Annotated in this window: 15 protein-coding genes; 8 read left to right on the top strand and 7 right to left on the bottom strand. The window is 59.4% G+C overall.

The window, feature by feature from the left end:
* Nucleotides 1–83 precede the first annotated feature (83 nt).
* The 3 genes from dapE (at nucleotide 84) to QFX16_RS05905 (ending at nucleotide 2,505) form a co-directional block, all read left to right on the top strand.
* A complete protein-coding gene (gene dapE / locus QFX16_RS05915) occupies nucleotides 84–1,235 on the top strand; it encodes a succinyl-diaminopimelate desuccinylase (RefSeq protein ID WP_283183196.1) in 1,152 nt (383 codons plus the stop codon).
* Nucleotides 1,235–2,044, top strand: a complete 810-nt coding sequence (locus QFX16_RS05910; protein ID WP_283183195.1) for a putative RNA methyltransferase — start codon at nucleotides 1,235–1,237, stop codon at nucleotides 2,042–2,044. The genes dapE and QFX16_RS05910 overlap by 1 nt, the downstream gene beginning before the upstream one ends.
* An 83-nt stretch (nucleotides 2,045–2,127) precedes the next feature.
* Entirely contained in the window at nucleotides 2,128–2,505 is a 378-nt protein-coding gene (locus QFX16_RS05905; RefSeq protein ID WP_074879738.1) for a hypothetical protein, read from the top strand.
* 57 nt (nucleotides 2,506–2,562) lie between these two features.
* On the opposite strand, the gene QFX16_RS05900 is transcribed toward QFX16_RS05905, so the two are convergent.
* Nucleotides 2,563–4,488, bottom strand: coding sequence for a hypothetical protein (locus QFX16_RS05900; protein WP_283183194.1), 1,926 nt, complete (start codon nucleotides 4,486–4,488; stop codon nucleotides 2,563–2,565).
* Between the two features lie 368 nt (nucleotides 4,489–4,856).
* Nucleotides 4,857–5,066: a cold-shock protein gene (locus tag QFX16_RS05895; RefSeq protein WP_008146705.1), complete on the bottom strand. Its 210-nt coding sequence runs from the start codon at nucleotides 5,064–5,066 to the stop codon at nucleotides 4,857–4,859.
* A gap of 222 nt (nucleotides 5,067–5,288) precedes the next feature.
* On the opposite strand from QFX16_RS05895, the gene plsB reads away from it, so the two are divergent.
* From plsB to QFX16_RS05880, 3 genes are read left to right on the top strand one after another with little or no spacing between them, the layout of a single operon-like run.
* Nucleotides 5,289–7,793: a glycerol-3-phosphate 1-O-acyltransferase PlsB gene (gene plsB, locus QFX16_RS05890; RefSeq protein WP_283183193.1), complete on the top strand. Its 2,505-nt coding sequence runs from the start codon at nucleotides 5,289–5,291 to the stop codon at nucleotides 7,791–7,793.
* A gap of 51 nt (nucleotides 7,794–7,844) precedes the next feature.
* Nucleotides 7,845–8,243: a YbaY family lipoprotein gene (locus QFX16_RS05885; RefSeq protein WP_283183192.1), complete on the top strand. Its 399-nt coding sequence runs from the start codon at nucleotides 7,845–7,847 to the stop codon at nucleotides 8,241–8,243.
* A 29-nt stretch (nucleotides 8,244–8,272) separates the two neighbouring features.
* Nucleotides 8,273–8,962, top strand: coding sequence for a DUF4197 domain-containing protein (locus QFX16_RS05880; RefSeq protein ID WP_283183191.1), 690 nt, complete (start codon nucleotides 8,273–8,275; stop codon nucleotides 8,960–8,962).
* A 284-nt stretch (nucleotides 8,963–9,246) separates the two neighbouring features.
* Here the strand turns inward: QFX16_RS05880 and QFX16_RS05875 are convergent, their stop codons facing one another.
* The 3 genes from QFX16_RS05875 to QFX16_RS05865 all read right to left on the bottom strand — a co-directional run bounded on the left by QFX16_RS05875 (nucleotide 9,247) and on the right by QFX16_RS05865 (nucleotide 14,654).
* Nucleotides 9,247–10,380 (bottom strand): Fic family protein, encoded by a 1,134-nt coding sequence (locus tag QFX16_RS05875; protein WP_283183190.1) that lies wholly within the window; start codon nucleotides 10,378–10,380, stop codon nucleotides 9,247–9,249.
* Nucleotides 10,381–10,476: 96 nt separating this feature from the next.
* On the bottom strand, nucleotides 10,477–13,548 hold the full coding sequence (locus QFX16_RS05870; protein WP_283183189.1) for an efflux RND transporter permease subunit: 3,072 nt from the start codon (nucleotides 13,546–13,548) through the stop codon (nucleotides 10,477–10,479).
* 5 nt (nucleotides 13,549–13,553) lie between these two features.
* Nucleotides 13,554–14,654, bottom strand: a complete 1,101-nt coding sequence (locus QFX16_RS05865; RefSeq protein WP_283183188.1) for an efflux RND transporter periplasmic adaptor subunit — start codon at nucleotides 14,652–14,654, stop codon at nucleotides 13,554–13,556.
* Nucleotides 14,655–14,748: 94 nt separating this feature from the next.
* Between QFX16_RS05865 and QFX16_RS05860 the strand changes: the two genes are divergently transcribed.
* On the top strand, nucleotides 14,749–15,393 hold the full coding sequence (locus tag QFX16_RS05860; protein WP_283183187.1) for a TetR/AcrR family transcriptional regulator: 645 nt from the start codon (nucleotides 14,749–14,751) through the stop codon (nucleotides 15,391–15,393).
* A 118-nt stretch (nucleotides 15,394–15,511) separates the two neighbouring features.
* Here the strand turns inward: QFX16_RS05860 and QFX16_RS05855 are convergent, their stop codons facing one another.
* Complete coding sequence (locus tag QFX16_RS05855) at nucleotides 15,512–16,294, bottom strand: class I SAM-dependent methyltransferase (protein WP_033056325.1); 783 nt, start codon at nucleotides 16,292–16,294, stop codon at nucleotides 15,512–15,514.
* 93 nt (nucleotides 16,295–16,387) lie between these two features.
* Here QFX16_RS05855 and QFX16_RS05850 point away from each other — a divergent pair, with 93 nt between their 5' ends.
* A complete protein-coding gene (locus QFX16_RS05850) occupies nucleotides 16,388–17,008 on the top strand; it encodes an energy transducer TonB (RefSeq protein WP_283183186.1) in 621 nt (206 codons plus the stop codon).
* Nucleotides 17,009–17,025: 17 nt separating this feature from the next.
* Here QFX16_RS05850 and QFX16_RS05845 read toward each other — a convergent pair whose 3' ends face one another.
* Nucleotides 17,026–17,721, bottom strand: coding sequence for an extensin-like domain-containing protein (locus tag QFX16_RS05845; RefSeq protein WP_283183185.1), 696 nt, complete (start codon nucleotides 17,719–17,721; stop codon nucleotides 17,026–17,028).
* Nucleotides 17,722–17,723 lie beyond the last annotated feature (2 nt).

The following is a 17,723-nucleotide window of genomic DNA, read 5'->3' as shown; positions in this document are numbered from 1 at the left end:
CTAAACGGCGGCCAATGGCCGCCGTTTTGCTTTAAGATAACCGCCATTTTGCGCGCCTTGCCCCCCAGCTTTCGGAGTTCCCCATGACGGCCCACGCCGACCTTTCGCCGACCCTTCAACTCGCCATCGACCTGATCCGCCGTCCGTCCGTGACGCCGGTCGACGCCGATTGCCAGAAGCAGATGATGCAGCGCTTGGGCGATGCCGGTTTTGCGCTTGAGCCAATGCGCATCGAAGATGTGGATAACTTCTGGGCGACCCACGGCAAACACGACGGTCCGGTGCTGTGCTTCGCCGGCCACACCGACGTGGTGCCGACCGGCCCGGTGACTGCCTGGCAGATCGACCCGTTCAACGCAGTTATCGACGAACACGGCATGCTCTGCGGCCGTGGCGCGGCGGACATGAAAGGCAGCCTCGCCTCCATGACTGTGGCGGCCGAGCGTTTTGTCACCGACTACCCGGATCACAAGGGCAAGGTCGCTTTCCTGATCACCAGCGACGAAGAAGGCCCGGCGCACCACGGCACCAAAGCGGTGATCGAACGCCTTGCCGCCCGTAAGGAGCGTCTGGACTGGTGCATCGTCGGCGAACCGTCGAGCACCACCCTGGTGGGTGACGTAGTCAAGAACGGCCGTCGCGGTTCCCTCGGTGCCAAGATGACCGTGCGCGGCGTGCAAGGTCACGTGGCCTATCCGCACCTGGCGAAGAACCCGATCCATCTCGCCGCCCCGGCACTGGCCGAACTGGCCGCCGAGCACTGGGACCACGGCAACGATTTCTTCCCGCCGACCAGCTTCCAGATTTCCAATGTGAACTCCGGCACTGGCGCGACCAACGTGATTCCGGGTGACCTGGTGGCGGTGTTCAACTTCCGCTTCTCTACCGAATCCACCGTGGAAGGCCTGCAAAAGCGCGTCGCCGATATTCTCGACAAACATGGCCTGGACTGGCACATCGACTGGGCGCTGTCCGGCCTGCCGTTCCTCACCGAACCGGGCGCGTTGCTGGATGCTGTCGCGTCGAGCATCAAGGACATTACCGGTCGCGAAACCAAAGCCTCCACCAGCGGCGGCACCTCCGACGGGCGCTTCATTGCGACCATGGGTACGCAGGTGGTTGAACTGGGCCCGGTCAACGCGACGATTCACCAGGTCAACGAGCGTGTACTGGCTGCCGACCTCGATGTGCTGACCGAAATCTACTACCAGACCCTGATCAAGTTGCTCGCCTGATGCTGGCCTGCCCGATCTGCAGCGAACCGCTGAACGCGGTGGACAACGGCGTGGCCTGCCCCGCCGGGCATCGTTTCGACCGTGCGCGTCAGGGTTACCTGAACCTGTTGCCGGTGCAGCACAAGAACAGCCGCGACCCTGGGGATAACCTGGCGATGGTCGAAGCCCGACGCGATTTTTTGAACGCAGGCCATTACGCGCCGGTGGCCAAGCGTCTGGCCGAACTGGCAGCTCAGTACGCACCGCAGCGCTGGCTGGACATCGGTTGTGGCGAGGGTTACTACACCGCGCAAATCGCCGAGGCTTTGCCGAGCGCCGACGGTTACGCGCTGGATATCTCCCGGGAAGCCGTCAAACGCGCCTGCAAACGTAACCCGCAGCTGACCTGGTTGATCGCCAGCATGGCGCGGGTGCCGTTGGCCTCCGGCAGCTGTCAGTTTCTCGCCAGCGTCTTCAGCCCGCTGGACTGGGACGAAGCCAAACGCCTGCTCAGCCCCGGTGGTGGCTTGATGAAAGTCGGGCCGACCAGCGGCCATCTGATGGAATTGCGTGAGCGGCTTTACGACGAAGTGCGTGAATACACCGACGACAAGCATCTGGCTTTGGTGCCGGAAGGCATGGCGCTGCAGCACAGCGAAACCCTGGAGTTCAAACTGCTGCTTGCAAGTGGTCAGGACCGGGCGAACCTGTTGGCCATGACGCCCCACGGCTGGCGCGCCAGTGCTGAACGCCGGGCGGCGGTCATCGAACAGGTCGAGCCGTTCGAGGTCACTGTTTCAATGCGCTACGATTACTTCGTACTTCAATAATTTTTAATTTTTTGGTCTTCGGCATTTGCCGTAGACCGGCTAAATCCGCGAATGGATTTTTCAGACCCGCAGTGAGGACATCCATGCGCCAACCCGATATCGAGATTTACCTGAAAGACGCCGACGTCGACTACAAGGCCGTCGCGGCCTGGCTCGGCACTGCTTTGGGCCCATGCACCGACTGGGTCCAGAAAGGCCAGACCTACAAGTGCAAGGCCGGCAACGTGTCGGTCACCTGGCTGCCGAAAGCCGTGGGCAAATGGAACAGCCTGTTCCTGGACAGCGACCAGACCCCGTGGGAAGACGACATCGCCTGCGCCCGCGCAGCGTTTGCCGCGCTGAACGTCGAAGTGCGTTGCGCACCGGGTAGCTGGGTCGAGGAAGAAGGTGAAGAGACCGCGGATCGCTGGATGCGCATCAGCGCGGATGGTGAAGAAGAAATCACCTGGAAAACTGCCTGAACACCTCAAACGCCATGCTCGTTGATGAACGAACATGGCATCGGGTACCAATCCCTTTTAAATTCCTTGGTCTGCGCCAAAGTAGCTGAAGACATTGCCCGTCGTGATATTCGGCGTGACCCGAATCACAGGAATTCGCCTGCCTGTCATTTTGAGGAAGTCCCTCTGGATGTTCTTCGCCCCTTCGACGCCCACCGCTCGGCTCGCGGTATTGAAGTAGATGAAAGCCTTGATCGGAAGGTTCGAGGTGTTCTGGGGCCAGGTTTTGATCATCACCTCATTCTGTCGCCAAGCGGCAAGCTCTGCCGCAGGATTTTCTCGCGAGGTCAGGCTGAGTGCGAATGACGCCTGATCCGGACCGAAACTGCATTGATGGTGATAGCGGTTAGTACTGTTTGCCGGATACTGCTGAAAGTGTGCACGCCAGGCCGTCAGTGTATTGATCCCCTGCGCAGCACACGGGCCACTGTTGCTTGGAAAGTTGGACGCCGCACCGCAGCCGGCAGCACTGCGATTCAAAGTGCCTCCATCATAAGGATATGAACACAACACCTGAAGGGGATAGCCTCCGTTGGCCGTAAAGTATTGACCCGGCTCAAGTACAAAGCCTTGGGTACGACTGCCCTGCAGCTGATTCATACCAATGCCGATTTTCATGTAGCTGAACGAGACCCCACCCAGCGTGACCGCCCCGGGGCTTGGATTCCAGGCACGAAACGCCGTCGAATCATCCACTGTGCGGATCAGCACGCCATTGCATTCATATGCAGCTTTATTACCCGGACAGGTATTGCTGGTGTTGGAATACTGCGCATTAAGCTCATTCGCCACACGCTGTCCATCGGTCGGAGCTGTTGAACCAACGATCCTGATTTCCAACGGCGACGACGTAATCAGACTGCCCGCGCCGCTCACCTTGTAGGTGTAGGTGAGGTTGACACTGCGGTTGAGGTTCTCGGTGATCCATGCTTTAGGCAAGCTGAAGCTTAAGACGCCGACCGTGGATACCGTCTGGATTGGCGCATCCCGCAGTGTCACGCCGGCCAGGCGCACGCCGACGGTATCGCGGGTCGCCAGTGTCGGGTAATTCACCTGCACGGTGGCGTTAGCGCCCAGGGTGTCGGCATTCAACTGACCGGCCGGCGCTTCCACGACCTTGAACACCGCTTGGCCCTGAGCTGCACCCACTACGCGGATGCTTAAGGGTGAGGAGGTAATTAAGCTGCCTGCACCCCCTACCTTGTAGGTATAGGTCAAGGTTACCGTGCGATTGAGGTTCTCGGTAATCCACGCCTTGGACAAGTTGAACGTCAGTACGCCGACCGTAGAGACGGTCTGAATCGGTGCATCACGCAACGCCACGCCTGTCAGTCGCACACCGACGGTATCGCGGGCCGCCAGCGTCGGGTAACGCACCTGCACTGTTGCGTTATCGCCCAAGGTGTTGGCGTTCAACTCGCCGGCTGGTGCTTCGACGACCTTGAACACCGTTTGGCCCTGAACGCCTATCACACGGATGCTCAAGGGTGACGAGGTGATCAGATTGCCGGCTCCGCCCACCTTATAGGTGTAAGTCAAGGTCACCGTGCGATTGAGGTTCTCGGTAATCCACGCCTTGGACAAGCTGAACGTGAGTACGCCGACCGTAGATACGGTCTGAATCGGCGCATCACGCAACGCCACGCCTGTCAGTCGCACACCGACGGTATCGCGGGTCGCCAGGGTCGGGTAACGCACCTGCACGGTGGCATTGGCGCCCAGGGTGTCGGCATTCAACTCACCGGCAGGTGCTTCGACCACCTTGAACACTGTGGCTTGCTGGGTAGTGGCTACCTCGCTACCGCCCTGCACCGGTATTGCCATGACCGAAGACTTTGCCTGGCCGGAAGTTGGCAGTTCATGGTCGGATGGGATGGCTTGTGAATTGCACCCGGCCACAGTCAACACCAGCAAAAAGCCAATGATTCTCCACATGTCGATCACTCCCGACTGTTCCTGCGCCCGCCAATGCGAGCTCAGAGATGATGTTCGCCGAGGTTAGGCTGGTGAAAAAAAGCAGTCTACTGTCAGATATGACAGGTGGTTGAACATCCAGCATCAACGTAAGGGTGAGAAAATTACGCTACGTGGGTTGAGGAGGAAGGTAAGGAGACAGCGGATCGCTGGATGCGCATTAGCGCTGATGGTGAAGAAGAAATCACCTGGAAGACTGTCTAAAAGCTGTACACAAAACCTGTGGGGGAGCTTGCTCGCGATAGCGAACTGACATTCAACATTGATGTTGACTGAAAGGGCCTCATCGCGAGCAAGCTCGCTCCCACAGTGGTTTTGGGTGATCCGTAATATATGGATTACAGGCCTACAACATCCTCAGCCTGCAAGCCCTTCTCGCCGGTCACCACGCCGTATTCAACCTGCTGACCTTCAGCCAGCGAGCGGTGCCCTTCGCCGCGAATCGCGCGGTAATGCACGAACACGTCCACCCCGTCCTCGCGCTGAATGAAGCCGTAACCCTTGGCGTCGTTGAACCACTTCACATTGCCGGTTTCGCGCGTTGCCATGTAACAGTACCCCTTCTTTTTATTGTTGAGCCGCCGAGTATATGACAGGCGCGAAAACTCTCAACTCAACTTTACTTAGGCGCTTTTTTGCCGATTTTCGGCGAATACGGCACACTAGGGGGCTTTCTCAACCAGTTTCCGCGCCGCGCCGAAACTGGTTGAGAAAGCCCCCTACGACCGCCCGAGCAAACGCTCGGTTTTATTCACTCATGCAGATGCCGTATGACCCGTTCCCCGTTCCGCCGTCTTGTGTTTGGCACCTTGCGCCGACTGCTCTACCTCTGGGTTCGCTCGGAGACGATCAATCAGTCGTCGTTCACCCTCAACCTCGACCGCAGCCGGCCGGTGTTCTACGTCCTGCAAAACCCTTCGCTGACCGACCTGGCCGTGGTCGATACCGAGTGCAGCAAGGCAGGTTTGCCCCGCCCGGTGTTGCCGGTCTCGGCAGGTACGCTGGAGGAACCCGCGGCGTTCTTTTACCTGACGCCAGAGCCCGATTGGCTCGGCCGTCAGGATAAGCGTGGTGCACCGCCGACCTTGACTCGTCTGGTCAGCGCGTTGAGCCAGAACGCCGCCGAAGACGCGCAGATCATTCCGGTCAGCGTGTTCTGGGGTCAGTCGCCAGACAGCGAGTCGAGCCCATGGAAATTGCTCTTCGCCGACAGCTGGGCGGTCACCGGGCGCCTGCGCCGGTTGCTGAGCATCATTGTGCTGGGGCGCAAAACCCGGGTGCAGTTCTCGGCGCCGATTCATCTGCGTGAACTGATCGATCACAACAAAGGCCACGAACGCACCGTGCGCATGGCCCAACGAATTCTGCGGGTGCACTTCCGCAACCTGAAAGCGGCGGTGATCGGTCCGGACATTTCCCACCGTCGCAATCTGGTCAAAGGCCTGCTGAATCAGCCGCTGGTCAAGCAAGCGATCCTTGACGAAGCCGAGCGAGAGAACATCTCCCCAGAGAAAGCCAAGGCCCAGGCCCTGCGCTATGGCAACGAGATCGCCTCCGACTACACCTACACCGCGATCCGCTTTCTGGAAGTGGTGCTGAGCTGGTTCTGGAACAAGATTTACGACGGGATCAAGGTCAACCACATCGAAGGCGTGCAGAAGGTCGCTCAGGGTCACGAAGTGATCTACGTGCCGTGCCATCGCAGCCACATCGACTATCTGCTGCTGTCCTACTTGCTGTTCCGCAACGGCCTGACCCCGCCGCACATCGCTGCCGGGATCAACCTCAACATGCCAGTGATCGGCAGTCTGCTGCGGCGCGGCGGTGCGTTCTTCATGCGCCGCACCTTCAAAGGCAACCCGCTCTACACCTCGGTGTTCAACGAATACCTGCACACCCTGTTCACCAAAGGCTTCCCGGTGGAGTACTTCGTCGAGGGTGGCCGTTCGCGCACCGGGCGCATGCTGCAACCGAAAACCGGCATGCTGGCGATTACCTTGCGCAGCTTCCTGCGCTCGTCGCGGATGCCGATCGTCTTCATCCCGGTCTACATCGGCTACGAGCGCGTGCTGGAAGGCCGGACCTACCTCGGGGAACTGCGTGGCGCGAGCAAGAAGAAAGAATCGATCTTCGACATCTTCAAAGTCATCGGCGCCCTCAAGCAGCGCTTCGGCCAAGTGGCGGTGAACTTTGGCGAACCGATCAAACTGGCGGAATTCCTCGACAGCGAACAGCCTGACTGGCGTAAACAGGAACTCGGCCCGCAATTCAAACCGGCCTGGCTCAACGAAACCACCAACCGCCTCGGCGAGAAAGTCGCGCAGCATCTGAACGAAGCGGCGGCGATCAACCCGGTCAATCTCGTGGCCCTGGCGCTGCTGTCCACCAGCCGTCTCGCGCTGGATGATCGCGCCATGGCGCGGGTGCTTGATCTGTATCTGGCGCTGTTGCGCAAGGTCCCGTATTCGCCGCACACCACGCTGCCGGAAGGTGACGGCCGCACGCTGATAGAGCATGTGAAGGACATGGATCTCCTGTCCGAGCAGAGCGATGCCCTGGGCAAGATTCTGTATCTGGACGAGCAGAATGCCGTCCTGATGACCTACTACCGCAACAACGTTTTGCACATCTTCGCCTTGCCGGCGCTGCTGGCGAGTTTCTTCCAGAGCGCCTCGCGCATGAGCCGCGAACAGATCCTGCGCTACACCCGCGCGCTCTATCCGTACCTGCAATCGGAATTGTTCATTCGCTGGTCGCTGGACGAACTGGATGCGGTGATCGATCAATGGCTCGAAGCCTTCGTCGAGCAAGGTCTGCTGCGTTTTGAGAATGACGTCTACCTGCGGCCGGCGCCGAGCTCGCGGCATTTCGTGCTGCTGACCCTGCTGTCGAGAAGCATCGCCCAGACCTTACAGCGCTTTTACATGACGGTCTCGCTGCTGCTCAACAGCGGTCAGAACAGCATCAGCGCCGAAGAGCTGGAAGACCTGTGCACGGTCATGGCCCAGCGCCTGTCGATCCTCCATGGCCTCAACGCCCCGGAGTTCTTCGACAAGAGCCTGTTCCGCCACTTCATCCAGACGATGCTGGATCTGGACGTGCTCAAGCGCGACGAGGCCGGCAAGCTGAGCTATCACGAATTGCTCGGCGAACTGGCCGAAGGCGCGGCCAAGCGGGTGTTGCCGGCGGAGATTCGCTTGTCGATCCGCCAGGTGGCGTTGCATCGCAGTGAAGATGCGGCGGATCAGGTCGCGGCTCCGACTCTATCCGACTAAATTCCTACGGGCGCCAGGCCTCTTCTGGCGCCTTCGATACGGAGATCTCCGATGAAAAAACTCTCTTTATTGGCCATGACCACCCTGATGGGTGCCTGTCAGTCGATGCAACCTGCCGCCAAAACCAGCCTAGATGGCGAAGTCTTCTACTTGCAACGCATTGCCCTGCCGCCCAGCGCCATCTTAAGCGTCAGCTTGCAGGACGTGTCCCTGGCCGACGCGCCCGCCGTGATCCTCGACGAACAGAAAGGCCCGGTCAAAGGCCAGGTGCCGCTGCCGTTTCATCTGAGTTACGATCCAACGCAGGTCAAACCGGGTCATCGTTATTCGGTCAGCGCACGGATCGAAGTGAATGGCGAACTGATGTTCATCACCACCGAACATCACGCCGTGCAGCTGGATGGCAGCGACCCGCAGCCTCTGAAAATCCGCGTCGACGCCGCTCGCTAACTCTCAATTTTTGAACAAAGGAAGCTGCCATGTTCCGCCCTACCCTTCGCTTCGCCGGCCTGTGCGCAGGCTTGATGATCTCCGCCAGCGCCCTGGCGCTGTCACTCAGCGACCTGTCGCAAAAAGACGCCACCGGCGGCCTCAAGGATGCCCTGACCCAAGGCGCGCAGCTGGCCGTGAAACAACTCGGCACGCCGGGCGGTTTCAGCAACAACCCGGACGTGAAAATCGAACTGCCGGGCAAACTGGGCAAAGTCGCCAGCAAGATGAAGCAGTTCGGCATGGGCGAACAGGTCGACCAGCTGGAAACCAGCATGAACAAAGCGGCTGAAACCGCCGTGACCCAGGCCCAGCCAATCCTGGTGGACGCAGTGAAGAAGATGAGCGTGGAAGATGCCAAGGGCATTCTCAGCGGCGGCAAGGACTCGGCCACTCAGTACCTGAGCAAAACCAGCCGCGAACAGATCCGCGTCAAGTTCCTGCCAATCGTCAAGCAAGCCACCGACCAGGTGGGCCTGGCCAAGCAGTACAACTCGTTCGCCGGGCAAGCCGCGACGATGGGTGTGGTGGATGCGAAGAGCGCCAACATCGAAAGCTACGTGACCGAGCAGGCGTTGAACGGTCTGTTCGAGATGATTGGTAAACAGGAAGAAGCCATTCGCCAGAATCCTGCAGCAGCAGCGACGAGTTTGGCGAAGAAGGTGTTTGGTACCCTCTAATACTCTCTCCCGCTGATCGTTCCCAGCTCCGCGTGGGAACGATCAGAACGGGGTTGTGTTTTGAGCCCTCAGAAAGAAGACCCACTCGCGCCTAATGCCAATCAGTTAAGCCAAAACGCGATCCGTAGCAGCTGGCGAAGCCTGCGTTCGGCTGCGCAGCAGTCGTGAAATCAGACGATGCGGTGTTTCAGGAAGACCGCAAACTCAGGTTTTACGACTGCTGCGCAGCCGAACGCAGGCTTCGCCAGCTGCTACGGATTGTGTCGTTCCTTAACTGATCGGCATTACCCACTCGCGACCGATCTTTCGCTTCTCAAAAACTCGGCATACACCAGACTTTTCCGATATGCCTCGGTGAAACCGCTGACAGCCCGCAGGATGACCGAACACTGGAAATCGATGAAATAAGTCAGATCGAGGTCATCAGCCTCGGAGTTCAGATACGAGCGCCCGTATTTCACCGGCGCACTGCGCAGCAAAATGCTGATCGCAATGTAACGAAAGGCAGAGAAGTCATTCTTGAACATGAACCAATAAAACAGCGCCCGCGCCACCCGGCCGTTGCCGTCGCGGAAAGGATGCTCATAGCCCAGTGCAAAATGCAGTGCGATGCCTTTGGTCAGTGGATGAAGGTAATCCACTTGATCGGGATCGTTATGGGGCTGGTTGATCCACGTCGACAACACCCGCAATCGTGACATCAGCCCTGCTGCGGGCGGCGGTGTATGCACGGTGTTGCCCTCGCCGTCCTGCACCACTACATCATCGTTGGCCCTGAACTCCCCCGGCGAATATTGCGTGTCATCAATGCCCTCGACACCCACCCGGTGCATGGCTGAAATCAGTTCGACACTCAGGGCGTCATAACGCTTTTCCCAGGCGAAATTCATCATCTTGTAATTGCCGATCACCATTCGCTCATCCGGCGTGCGCGGCAGGCGATTGCGTTTGAGCATGTCCTTGGCCACCCGCGTGGTGGTCGCCGCGCCTTCGAGCTGGCTGCTGCTGATGGCTTCGTCTTCGATCAAATCGTTGAGCAGATAGCTGAAGTGCGCATGCTCGCCAATCTGACTGGTCATGTACTCCAGCTCGGCCGTTGTGGCTTGTCGATCGACGGCGGAAATAGCTTTCTGCGCCAACGGCGTGAGCACAAAATTGCCCCATTGAAGCGGCTCGCCCAGCGGCAACAAACTTGAGTACTGCGCAGTCCGGGCTTTCTTCACCAGCGCCCAGCACAGATTAGAATCCAGCCCCGGCGCCCAGCGGTAGCGCAACTCATCGAAAGGCAGATAACGCCCCTGATCGTCCAGCGGCTTGAGCAGGGCAAGGTAGTCCGAAAGGCGTTCCTTGTGGGGTGACTTCCCCAACAGGTCGAATACCGGGTCGGTCCTCCCCATCAAAATGGGTGGCTTTTTCATTATTGCTGTCTCAAAAACTCATAAAACTGAGTCTTGAGTACAGCACTCAGATCTCTCTGACTCAATATCAGAGGGATCTGAAATACACGTAGGACGTTAGACCGGGTCTTTCTTGATCCTGAACCACGCCGCATACAGCGCTGGCAGAAACAGCAACGTCAGCGCCGTCGCCACAATCAACCCGCCCATGATCGCCACCGCCATTGGCCCGAAGAACACGCTACGCGACAGCGGAATCATCGCCAGCACCGCCGCGAGTGCAGTCAATACAATCGGCCGGAAACGCCGCACCGTGGCTTCAATAATCGCCTGCCAAGGCTTGAGCCCGGAAGCAATGTCCTGCTCGATCTGGTCCACCAGAATCACCGAGTTACGCATGATCATCCCGGACAGCGCGATCGTCCCGAGCATGGCGACGAAACCGAACGGCTGACGGAATACCATCAGGAACAAGGTCACACCGATCAAACCCAAAGGCGCCGTCAGAAACACCATTATCGTGCGTGAGAAACTGCGCAGTTGCAGCATCAGTAACGTCAGCACCACCACGATGAAAAGCGGCACACCGGCCTTCACCGAATTCTGCCCGCGAGCCGAGTCTTCCACCGTGCCACCGACTTCCAGCAAGTAGCCGTCGGGCAGTTCGGCGCGAATCGGATCGAGGGTCGGCATGATCTGCTTCACCAGCGTCGCCGGTTGTTCCTTGCCGTAGATGTCGGCGCGGACCGTCACGTTCGGCAAGCGGTTGCGGTGCCAGATGACGCCTTCTTCGAAGCCGTATTCCAGGGTCGCAATTTGCGACAACGCTACGCTGCGGCCATTGTCGGTCGGCACCGCCAGGCTTGGCAGAAGCGACAGTTCGGTGCGTTCATGCAACGTGCCGCGCAACAGAATCTCGATCAACTCGTTGTCTTCACGGTACTGGCTGACGCTGGAACCAGTCAGAGAGCTTCGCAGGAACGTCGACAGGTTCGCAGTGCTCACGCCAAGCGCCCGTGCGCGGTCCTGATCGACGTTCAGATAAACGACTTTGCTCGGCTCTTCCCAATCCAGATGGACGTTGACCACATGCGGGTTCTCGCGAACCTTGGCGGCCACTTTACGGGCCAGCGCGCGAACTTCCTCAATGTGCTCACCGGTGACCCGAAACTGCATCGGATAGCCAACCGGCGGCCCGTTCTCCAGACGTGTCACCCGCGCTCGCAGGGCCGGGAATTGTTCCTTGAGGGCTTCGATCAGCCAGGTGCGCAGGACTTCGCGCTCCTCGATGGTTTTGGCCAGGACTACAAACTGCGCGAAGCTTGCTGCAGGAAGTTGTTGATCCAGCGGCAGATAAAAACGTGGCGAACCGGTGCCCACATAAGCGACATAGTTGTCGATACCGGCGTGATCCTTGAGCAGTGCTTCGAGGCGTTTGACCTCATCGCGGGTGTTGCTCAACGAGGCGCCTTCGGCCAGTTTCAGATCGACCATCAATTCCAGACGACCCGATGCTGGGAAGAACTGTTGCGGCACAAAGCGAAACAGGATGACAGAACCGATAAACAACACGGCCGTCAGGACAATGACCGTCTTGCGCCGCCGTACGCACCATTCCACCAGGCGTCTGACGCGCTGATAGAACGGCGTGCCGTAAGGGTCGGGCTGGCCGTCGCCGGTGCCATGTTTGGCTACATGAATCTTCGCCAGATCCGGCAAGAGTTTTTCCCCCAGATAAGGCACAAACACAACCGCGGCCACCCACGAGGCCAGCAACGCGATGGTCACCACCTGGAAGATCGAACGGGTGTATTCACCCGTGCCCGACTGCGCAGTGGCAATCGGCAGGAAGCCGGCAGCGGTAATCAGCGTACCGGTGAGCATCGGGAATGCGGTGCTGGTCCAGGCGTAACTGGCCGCCTTAATCCGGTCGAAGCCCTGCTCCATTTTGATCGCCATCATTTCCACGGCGATGATCGCGTCGTCCACCAACAATCCCAGCGCCAGTACCAACGCCCCGAGGGAGATCTTGTGCAGGCCGATTCCCAGGTAATACATGCAGGCGAACGTCATCGCCAATACCAAAGGAATCGCCAGCGCGACCACCATGCCGGTGCGCACACCGAGGGAGAAGAAACTCACCAGCAGGACGATTGCCAGCGCTTCCACCAGCACCTGAACAAATTCACCGACACTGCTTTTCACCGCGGCGGGCTGGTCGGAGACCTTGCGCAACTGCATACCGGCAGGAAGGTTTTTCTGGATCCGGTCGAACTCGACTTCCAACGCCTTGCCCAGCACCAGAATGTCGCCACCGTCCTTCATGGCCACGGCCAGACCGATGGCGTTTTCCGCCATGAAGCGCATGCTCGGCGCCGGCGGATCGTTGAAACCCCGACGCACATCCGCCACATCGGCGATGCGGAACGTACGATCACCGACGCGGATCGGGAAGCTCTTGATCTCCTCGACCGTCTGAAAATTCCCCGAGACGCGTAGTTGCAATCGCTCGCTGGAGGTCTCGAAGAACCCGGCGGTGGACACCGCGTTCTGCTCTTCAAGGGCCTGCTGCACCGCCGACAACGGTAGGCCGAGGGTGGCGAGTTTGACGTTGGAAAGTTCGATCCAGATCTTCTCGTCCTGTAACCCGAGCAGATCGACCTTGCCCACATCCTTGACCCGTTGCAGCTGAATCTGCACGCGGTCGGCGTAGTCCTTGAGCACCGCGTAATCAAAACCTTCGCCCGTCAGCGCATAGATATTGCCAAACGTTGTGCCGAACTCATCATTGAAGAATGGCCCCTGGATGCCCGGTGGCAAGGTCTGACGAATGTCGCCGATCTTCTTGCGAACCTGATACCAGAGGTCCGGGATGTCCACCGAGTGCATGGAATCGCGGGCGACGAACGTCACTTGGGATTCGCCCGGACGGGAGAACGAAACGATGCGTTCGTACTCGCCGGTTTCCATCAGCTTCTTTTCAATGCGCTCGGTGACCTGACGCGACACTTCCTGCGCCGTGGCCCCAGGCCAGTTGGTACGAATCACCATGGCCTTGAAGGTGAACGGCGGGTCTTCACTTTGGCCGAGTTTGGTGTAGGACAGTGCGCCAACAACTGCCAGCAAGAGCATCAGGAACAGTACGATCTGGCGATTACGCAGCGCCCATTCGGAAAGATTGAAACCCATCGGGATTACTCCTTGTCCGCCAGATTGACCACGCGGTTGGAGCGATCCACCGGGCGCACTTGCTGTCCTTCAAGCAGCACATGGACGCCAGCGGCCACCACCCAGTCGCTGGCATTCAGGCCTTCGAGCACCGGTACGGTTTTCTCGCCGAAGGCACCGACCCGGACCGGGGTTTTCTTCAAGGTGTTGTTGGCAGTGACAACCCAGACGTAGGTCGCGCCATTTTCCGCGGTCAGCGCGGAAAGCGGCACCGACAGCGGCACCACATCGGAGGTTTGAACGAACACCCGGGCACTCTGGCCGAGTTCAGCGGGAACCTTGCCGGCGGTGAAGGCTATCCGGGCGGCAAAGGTGCGCGATTTTGGATCGGCAGCGGGCGACAGCTCACGGATGCGCCCGGCGAAACGTTGGTCGGGTTGGGTCCAGAGTTCGACTGACACTGGCTGACCGACCTTGAAGCGGCCAAAGCTCTGCTCCGGCAAGCTGATCAACACTTCGCGTTCGCCATCGGTGGCGAGGGTAAATACGGTTTGCCCGGCCGCCACCACTTGCCCGACTTCAACTGCGCGCTTAGCCACAACCCCATCCTGAGGCGCACGCAGCACAGCGTAACTGGCCTGATTGGTCGAAACGTTGAATTCGGCTTTGATTTGCTTGAGGCGTGCTTCACCGGATCGGTAAAGGTTTTCGGAATTGTCGTACTGCGAACGGCTGACCATCTGACGGTCCATCAGGGTCTTGTAACGATCACGTTCGGCGCGCACCAGGCTCAGATTGGCCTCGGCAGCGGCGACCTGGGCACGGGTGGCTTCCAGTTGCAGGCGTACGTCCTGAGGGTCGAGCTCCGCCAGAGGTTGGTCGGCCTTGACCCGCTGCCCTTCCTCGACCAGTCGTCGACTGACTTTACCACCAATGCGAAACGCCAGGTCCGGCTCAAACCGTGCACGGACTTCACCGGGGAAACTTTCCATCGCCTGGGCCGATGGCTCTGGCTGCACGACCATGGCCGGGCGAACGGTGACTTGAGGCGCCTCTTCGTGGCCACACGCAGACAATAAAAACGCCAGACTGACTGGCAACGCGAGGGGCAAGGCATAGCGGAACATGGTGAAGGACCTTTCGCTAATGGTGCTTGGAATAATTATACTGAGCGGTATGTTATTAATAGCAAACTCACCAGTCCAGTATTAAAAGCGAAGAATGTCGAACAATCTTTCAGCACCCAACGGTCCGGGCCGTCCCAAGGATCTGGCCAAGCGCCAGGCGATCCTCGATGCGGCGAAAATTCTGTTTCTGAGCAAGGGTTATGCGAATACCAGCATGGACGCCGTCGCGGCCGAGGCCGGTGTGTCAAAGCTGACGGTCTACAGCCATTTCAACGACAAGGAGACGCTGTTCTCCGCTGCCGTGATGGCAAAGTGCGAAGAGCAATTGCCGACGCTGTTTTTCGAATTGCCGGACGGCACTGCCGTAGAAACGGTGCTGTTAAACATCGCGCGCGGCTTTCATCAGCTGATCAACAGCGACGAATCGGTCAACCTGCATCGGCTGATGATGACGCTGGGCAGCCAGGACCCGAAACTCTCGCTGATCTTCTTCGAGGCCGGGCCTGAGCGCATGCTGCAGGGCATGGAGCGGTTGCTGGCCAAGGTTGATCACAGCGGCGCGTTGAGCATCGACAAACCGCGCAATGCGGCCGAGCATTTCTTCTGTCTGCTCAAGGGTGCGGGGAATTTCAGGCTGCTTTATGGCTGCGGCGAGCCGCTGACCGGGGATGCGGCCGAGAGCCATGTGCAGGAAGTGGTGGAGTTGTTTATGCGGGCGTATCGGCCAGAGACAGCCTGATAGGTTTCGGTTGTCTGATCGGCCCCTTCGCGAGCAGGCTCGCTCCCACACTGGATCTATGCAACACCGTAGATCCCCTGTGGGAGCGAGCCTGCTCACGAAGGGGGGCGACGCGGTCTTAAGGCTTCAGCGCCTTCTTCGGATAAATGTCATACCGACTGGATTTACCGTCCAGCGCATGGCTCGGCTTCGGCCCTTCAATGCACGGCGCCTTGCGCGGCCGCTTGACCACCACCCGGTGGCTGGCCAACGCCAACGCCGCTTCGAGCAGTGCAGGCGCATCCGGGTCATCGCCTACCAGCGGCCTGAACAGGCGCATTTCCTTCTTTACCAGAGCCGTTTTCTCACGATGGGGAAACATCGGGTCTAGGTAGATCACCTGCGGCGGCTCGCCTTCCCAATTGCGCATCACCTCGATCGAGTTGCCCTTGAGCAAGCGCATCCGCGCCACGATCGGTGCCACGTCAAAGTCTTCCGCGCCGCGTGCCAGGCCATCTTCAAGCAACGCGCCAATCAGCGGCTGACGCTCGATCAGGCTCATCTCGCAGCCCAGGCTCGCCAGCACGAACGCATCTTTGCCCAGCCCCGCCGTGGCATCCAGCACGCGCGGACGCACGCCTTGGGCAACCCCGACAGCCTTGGCGATCATCTGACCGCTACCGCCTCCGTACAAGCGGCGATGGGCCGCACCGCCCTCGACAAAGTCCACCCGCACCGGTCCCGGCGCGTCCGGGCCCAGTTGCTGCAGCTGCAAACCCTGGTCGCCGACCTGCAAAGCGAACTCACCGTCATCCACCTGCATCGGCAAACCCAGGCGCTCGGCCCATTGTTCGGCCTGTGGCTGAAAAGTCGCGGCCAGGGCCTCGACATGGATGCGGCAGGCCGCAGGTTGCTCAATCATGAGAAAACACGCTCAAAAAATTAATGATCGGCAAAAACGGCCGATAACAAAACTATCGAGCATTTTGCCAGAGCTGAGCGTCGACCGAGAGAAATGTCAGACATTCAAACCACATCCATAGGCTACCTATCGCGTCATGGCGATTTTGGTCTACGAAACTCCCAAGCACTGAGCGGCGTCAGTCACCTGTGGCAGGATTTTTTTGCCCAGGCCCTGGCCGAACAGTCGAGCGATGTGGTGCCTGCCTGCGGGACTTTCCCACCGGTTGATCTCGAGAGCCCGGTCGAGCCGACCGTCGGCAGCGAGCTCTACGCACACATCGTTTCCCAACGCGAATGCGATGTGAAAGAAACCCAGGTCAAACCGCCAGAGCCGCTGTTCCTGCCGATTGCCGAGTTCGAAATGGACTTGGCCGACAAACCCTTCCCGCCGTTCCCGCCGGAAGAAATCGTCGCTCAACAGCAGCAGCAGAACTTCGAAAGTGGCTGGGTCCGTCCGATCGTACTCACCGCCGGCCAGCCTGTACCCGAAGCCGGCCCGGCACCGCAGCCGCGTCCGCTGCACCTGCCAATCGCCGAGTTCGAATTGCACCTGCTGGACAAACCGTTCCCGCCGTTCTCGCCCGAAGAGCGGGTGGAGCAACAGAAACAACTCGATTTCGATAACGGCTGGGCTCGCCCGATCGTCCTGCAAAACCTGCGCATCGCCGCCTGACTTTCAATAACAAGCCCTCAGCGACACACCCACCACGGCCCGACATCCACATGAAAGTGATTGCGATGGGCGGCGTTGTAATCCGGACTCAAGACCACACTGAACATGTCGCAGGCGCCATCGCGGACCTGACGTAAAAACCGTGCGTCCTGATTATCCTTCGGCCAATCCTTGAGCACGCTGATGGATCGGCCATCGGCCAAGCGAAAACCGGCGATATCCAGCGCATCGGCACTGGCATGCTGGCTGCGCCTGCCATTTTCGCGGCCGTAGACGTTGCGACAGGCAAAGCTGCCGAGATGGTCGACACGCGTTACTGCTTGACCATAGACCGCTTGCGCCGCGGGTTGCAGGGCGTGGTGTTCGAACAGGGCGAACGACACCGCCAGGCGGCAACTGGCGAGGAAACTGCTGCTCAGCGCCACCTCGCCGCCTTGCACACGCAAGGTGTTGATCAACGGGCACGTGGCGTCGGGGCTGTCGGCCTGATGGGTTACGCGCAATCCAGAGCTGCTCAGGGCTTGATCGCACAACTGCGGATCATCGCGCAGGCGCATCAGTTTGTAGCGGGTCAGAAAATTGGGCGCGGCCTTCACGTCCAGCGGCGCCCAGGGATTCCAATGGGGTGGCAGCGAGATCCAGCCACGCCAGACGCTCACGGCTGCCGCGCCAAGAATTAACAGCATCAACAGCAGCCACCACCGAAACCGCATCG

The organism is Pseudomonas svalbardensis (assembly GCF_030053115.1).
Classification (GTDB): Bacteria; Pseudomonadota; Gammaproteobacteria; order Pseudomonadales; family Pseudomonadaceae; genus Aquipseudomonas; species Aquipseudomonas svalbardensis.
The sequence above is the reverse complement of the archived record's forward strand: the minus strand, read 5'-3'. Positions and strand labels throughout refer to the sequence as shown.

Excerpts from the sequence above, each read along its gene's own strand:
- QFX16_RS05845 (WP_283183185.1), bottom strand. The coding sequence starts at position 17,721 with ATGCGGTTTCGGTGGTGGCTGCTGTTGATGCTGTTAATTCTTGGCGCG.
- QFX16_RS05910 (WP_283183195.1), top strand. The coding sequence starts at position 1,235 with ATGCTGGCCTGCCCGATCTGCAGCGAACCGCTGAACGCGGTGGACAAC.
- dapE (WP_283183196.1), top strand. The coding sequence starts at position 84 with ATGACGGCCCACGCCGACCTTTCGCCGACCCTTCAACTCGCCATCGAC.
- QFX16_RS05905 (WP_074879738.1), top strand. The coding sequence starts at position 2,128 with ATGCGCCAACCCGATATCGAGATTTACCTGAAAGACGCCGACGTCGAC.
- QFX16_RS05855 (WP_033056325.1), bottom strand. The coding sequence starts at position 16,294 with ATGATTGAGCAACCTGCGGCCTGCCGCATCCATGTCGAGGCCCTGGCC.
- QFX16_RS05880 (WP_283183191.1), top strand. The coding sequence starts at position 8,273 with ATGTTCCGCCCTACCCTTCGCTTCGCCGGCCTGTGCGCAGGCTTGATG.
- QFX16_RS05850 (WP_283183186.1), top strand. The coding sequence starts at position 16,388 with ATGTCAGACATTCAAACCACATCCATAGGCTACCTATCGCGTCATGGC.
- QFX16_RS05870 (WP_283183189.1), bottom strand. The coding sequence starts at position 13,548 with ATGGGTTTCAATCTTTCCGAATGGGCGCTGCGTAATCGCCAGATCGTA.
- QFX16_RS05885 (WP_283183192.1), top strand. The coding sequence starts at position 7,845 with ATGAAAAAACTCTCTTTATTGGCCATGACCACCCTGATGGGTGCCTGT.
- QFX16_RS05860 (WP_283183187.1), top strand. The coding sequence starts at position 14,749 with ATGTCGAACAATCTTTCAGCACCCAACGGTCCGGGCCGTCCCAAGGAT.
- plsB (WP_283183193.1), top strand. The coding sequence starts at position 5,289 with ATGACCCGTTCCCCGTTCCGCCGTCTTGTGTTTGGCACCTTGCGCCGA.
- QFX16_RS05875 (WP_283183190.1), bottom strand. The coding sequence starts at position 10,380 with ATGAAAAAGCCACCCATTTTGATGGGGAGGACCGACCCGGTATTCGAC.
- QFX16_RS05895 (WP_008146705.1), bottom strand. The coding sequence starts at position 5,066 with ATGGCAACGCGCGAAACCGGCAATGTGAAGTGGTTCAACGACGCCAAG.
- QFX16_RS05865 (WP_283183188.1), bottom strand. The coding sequence starts at position 14,654 with ATGTTCCGCTATGCCTTGCCCCTCGCGTTGCCAGTCAGTCTGGCGTTT.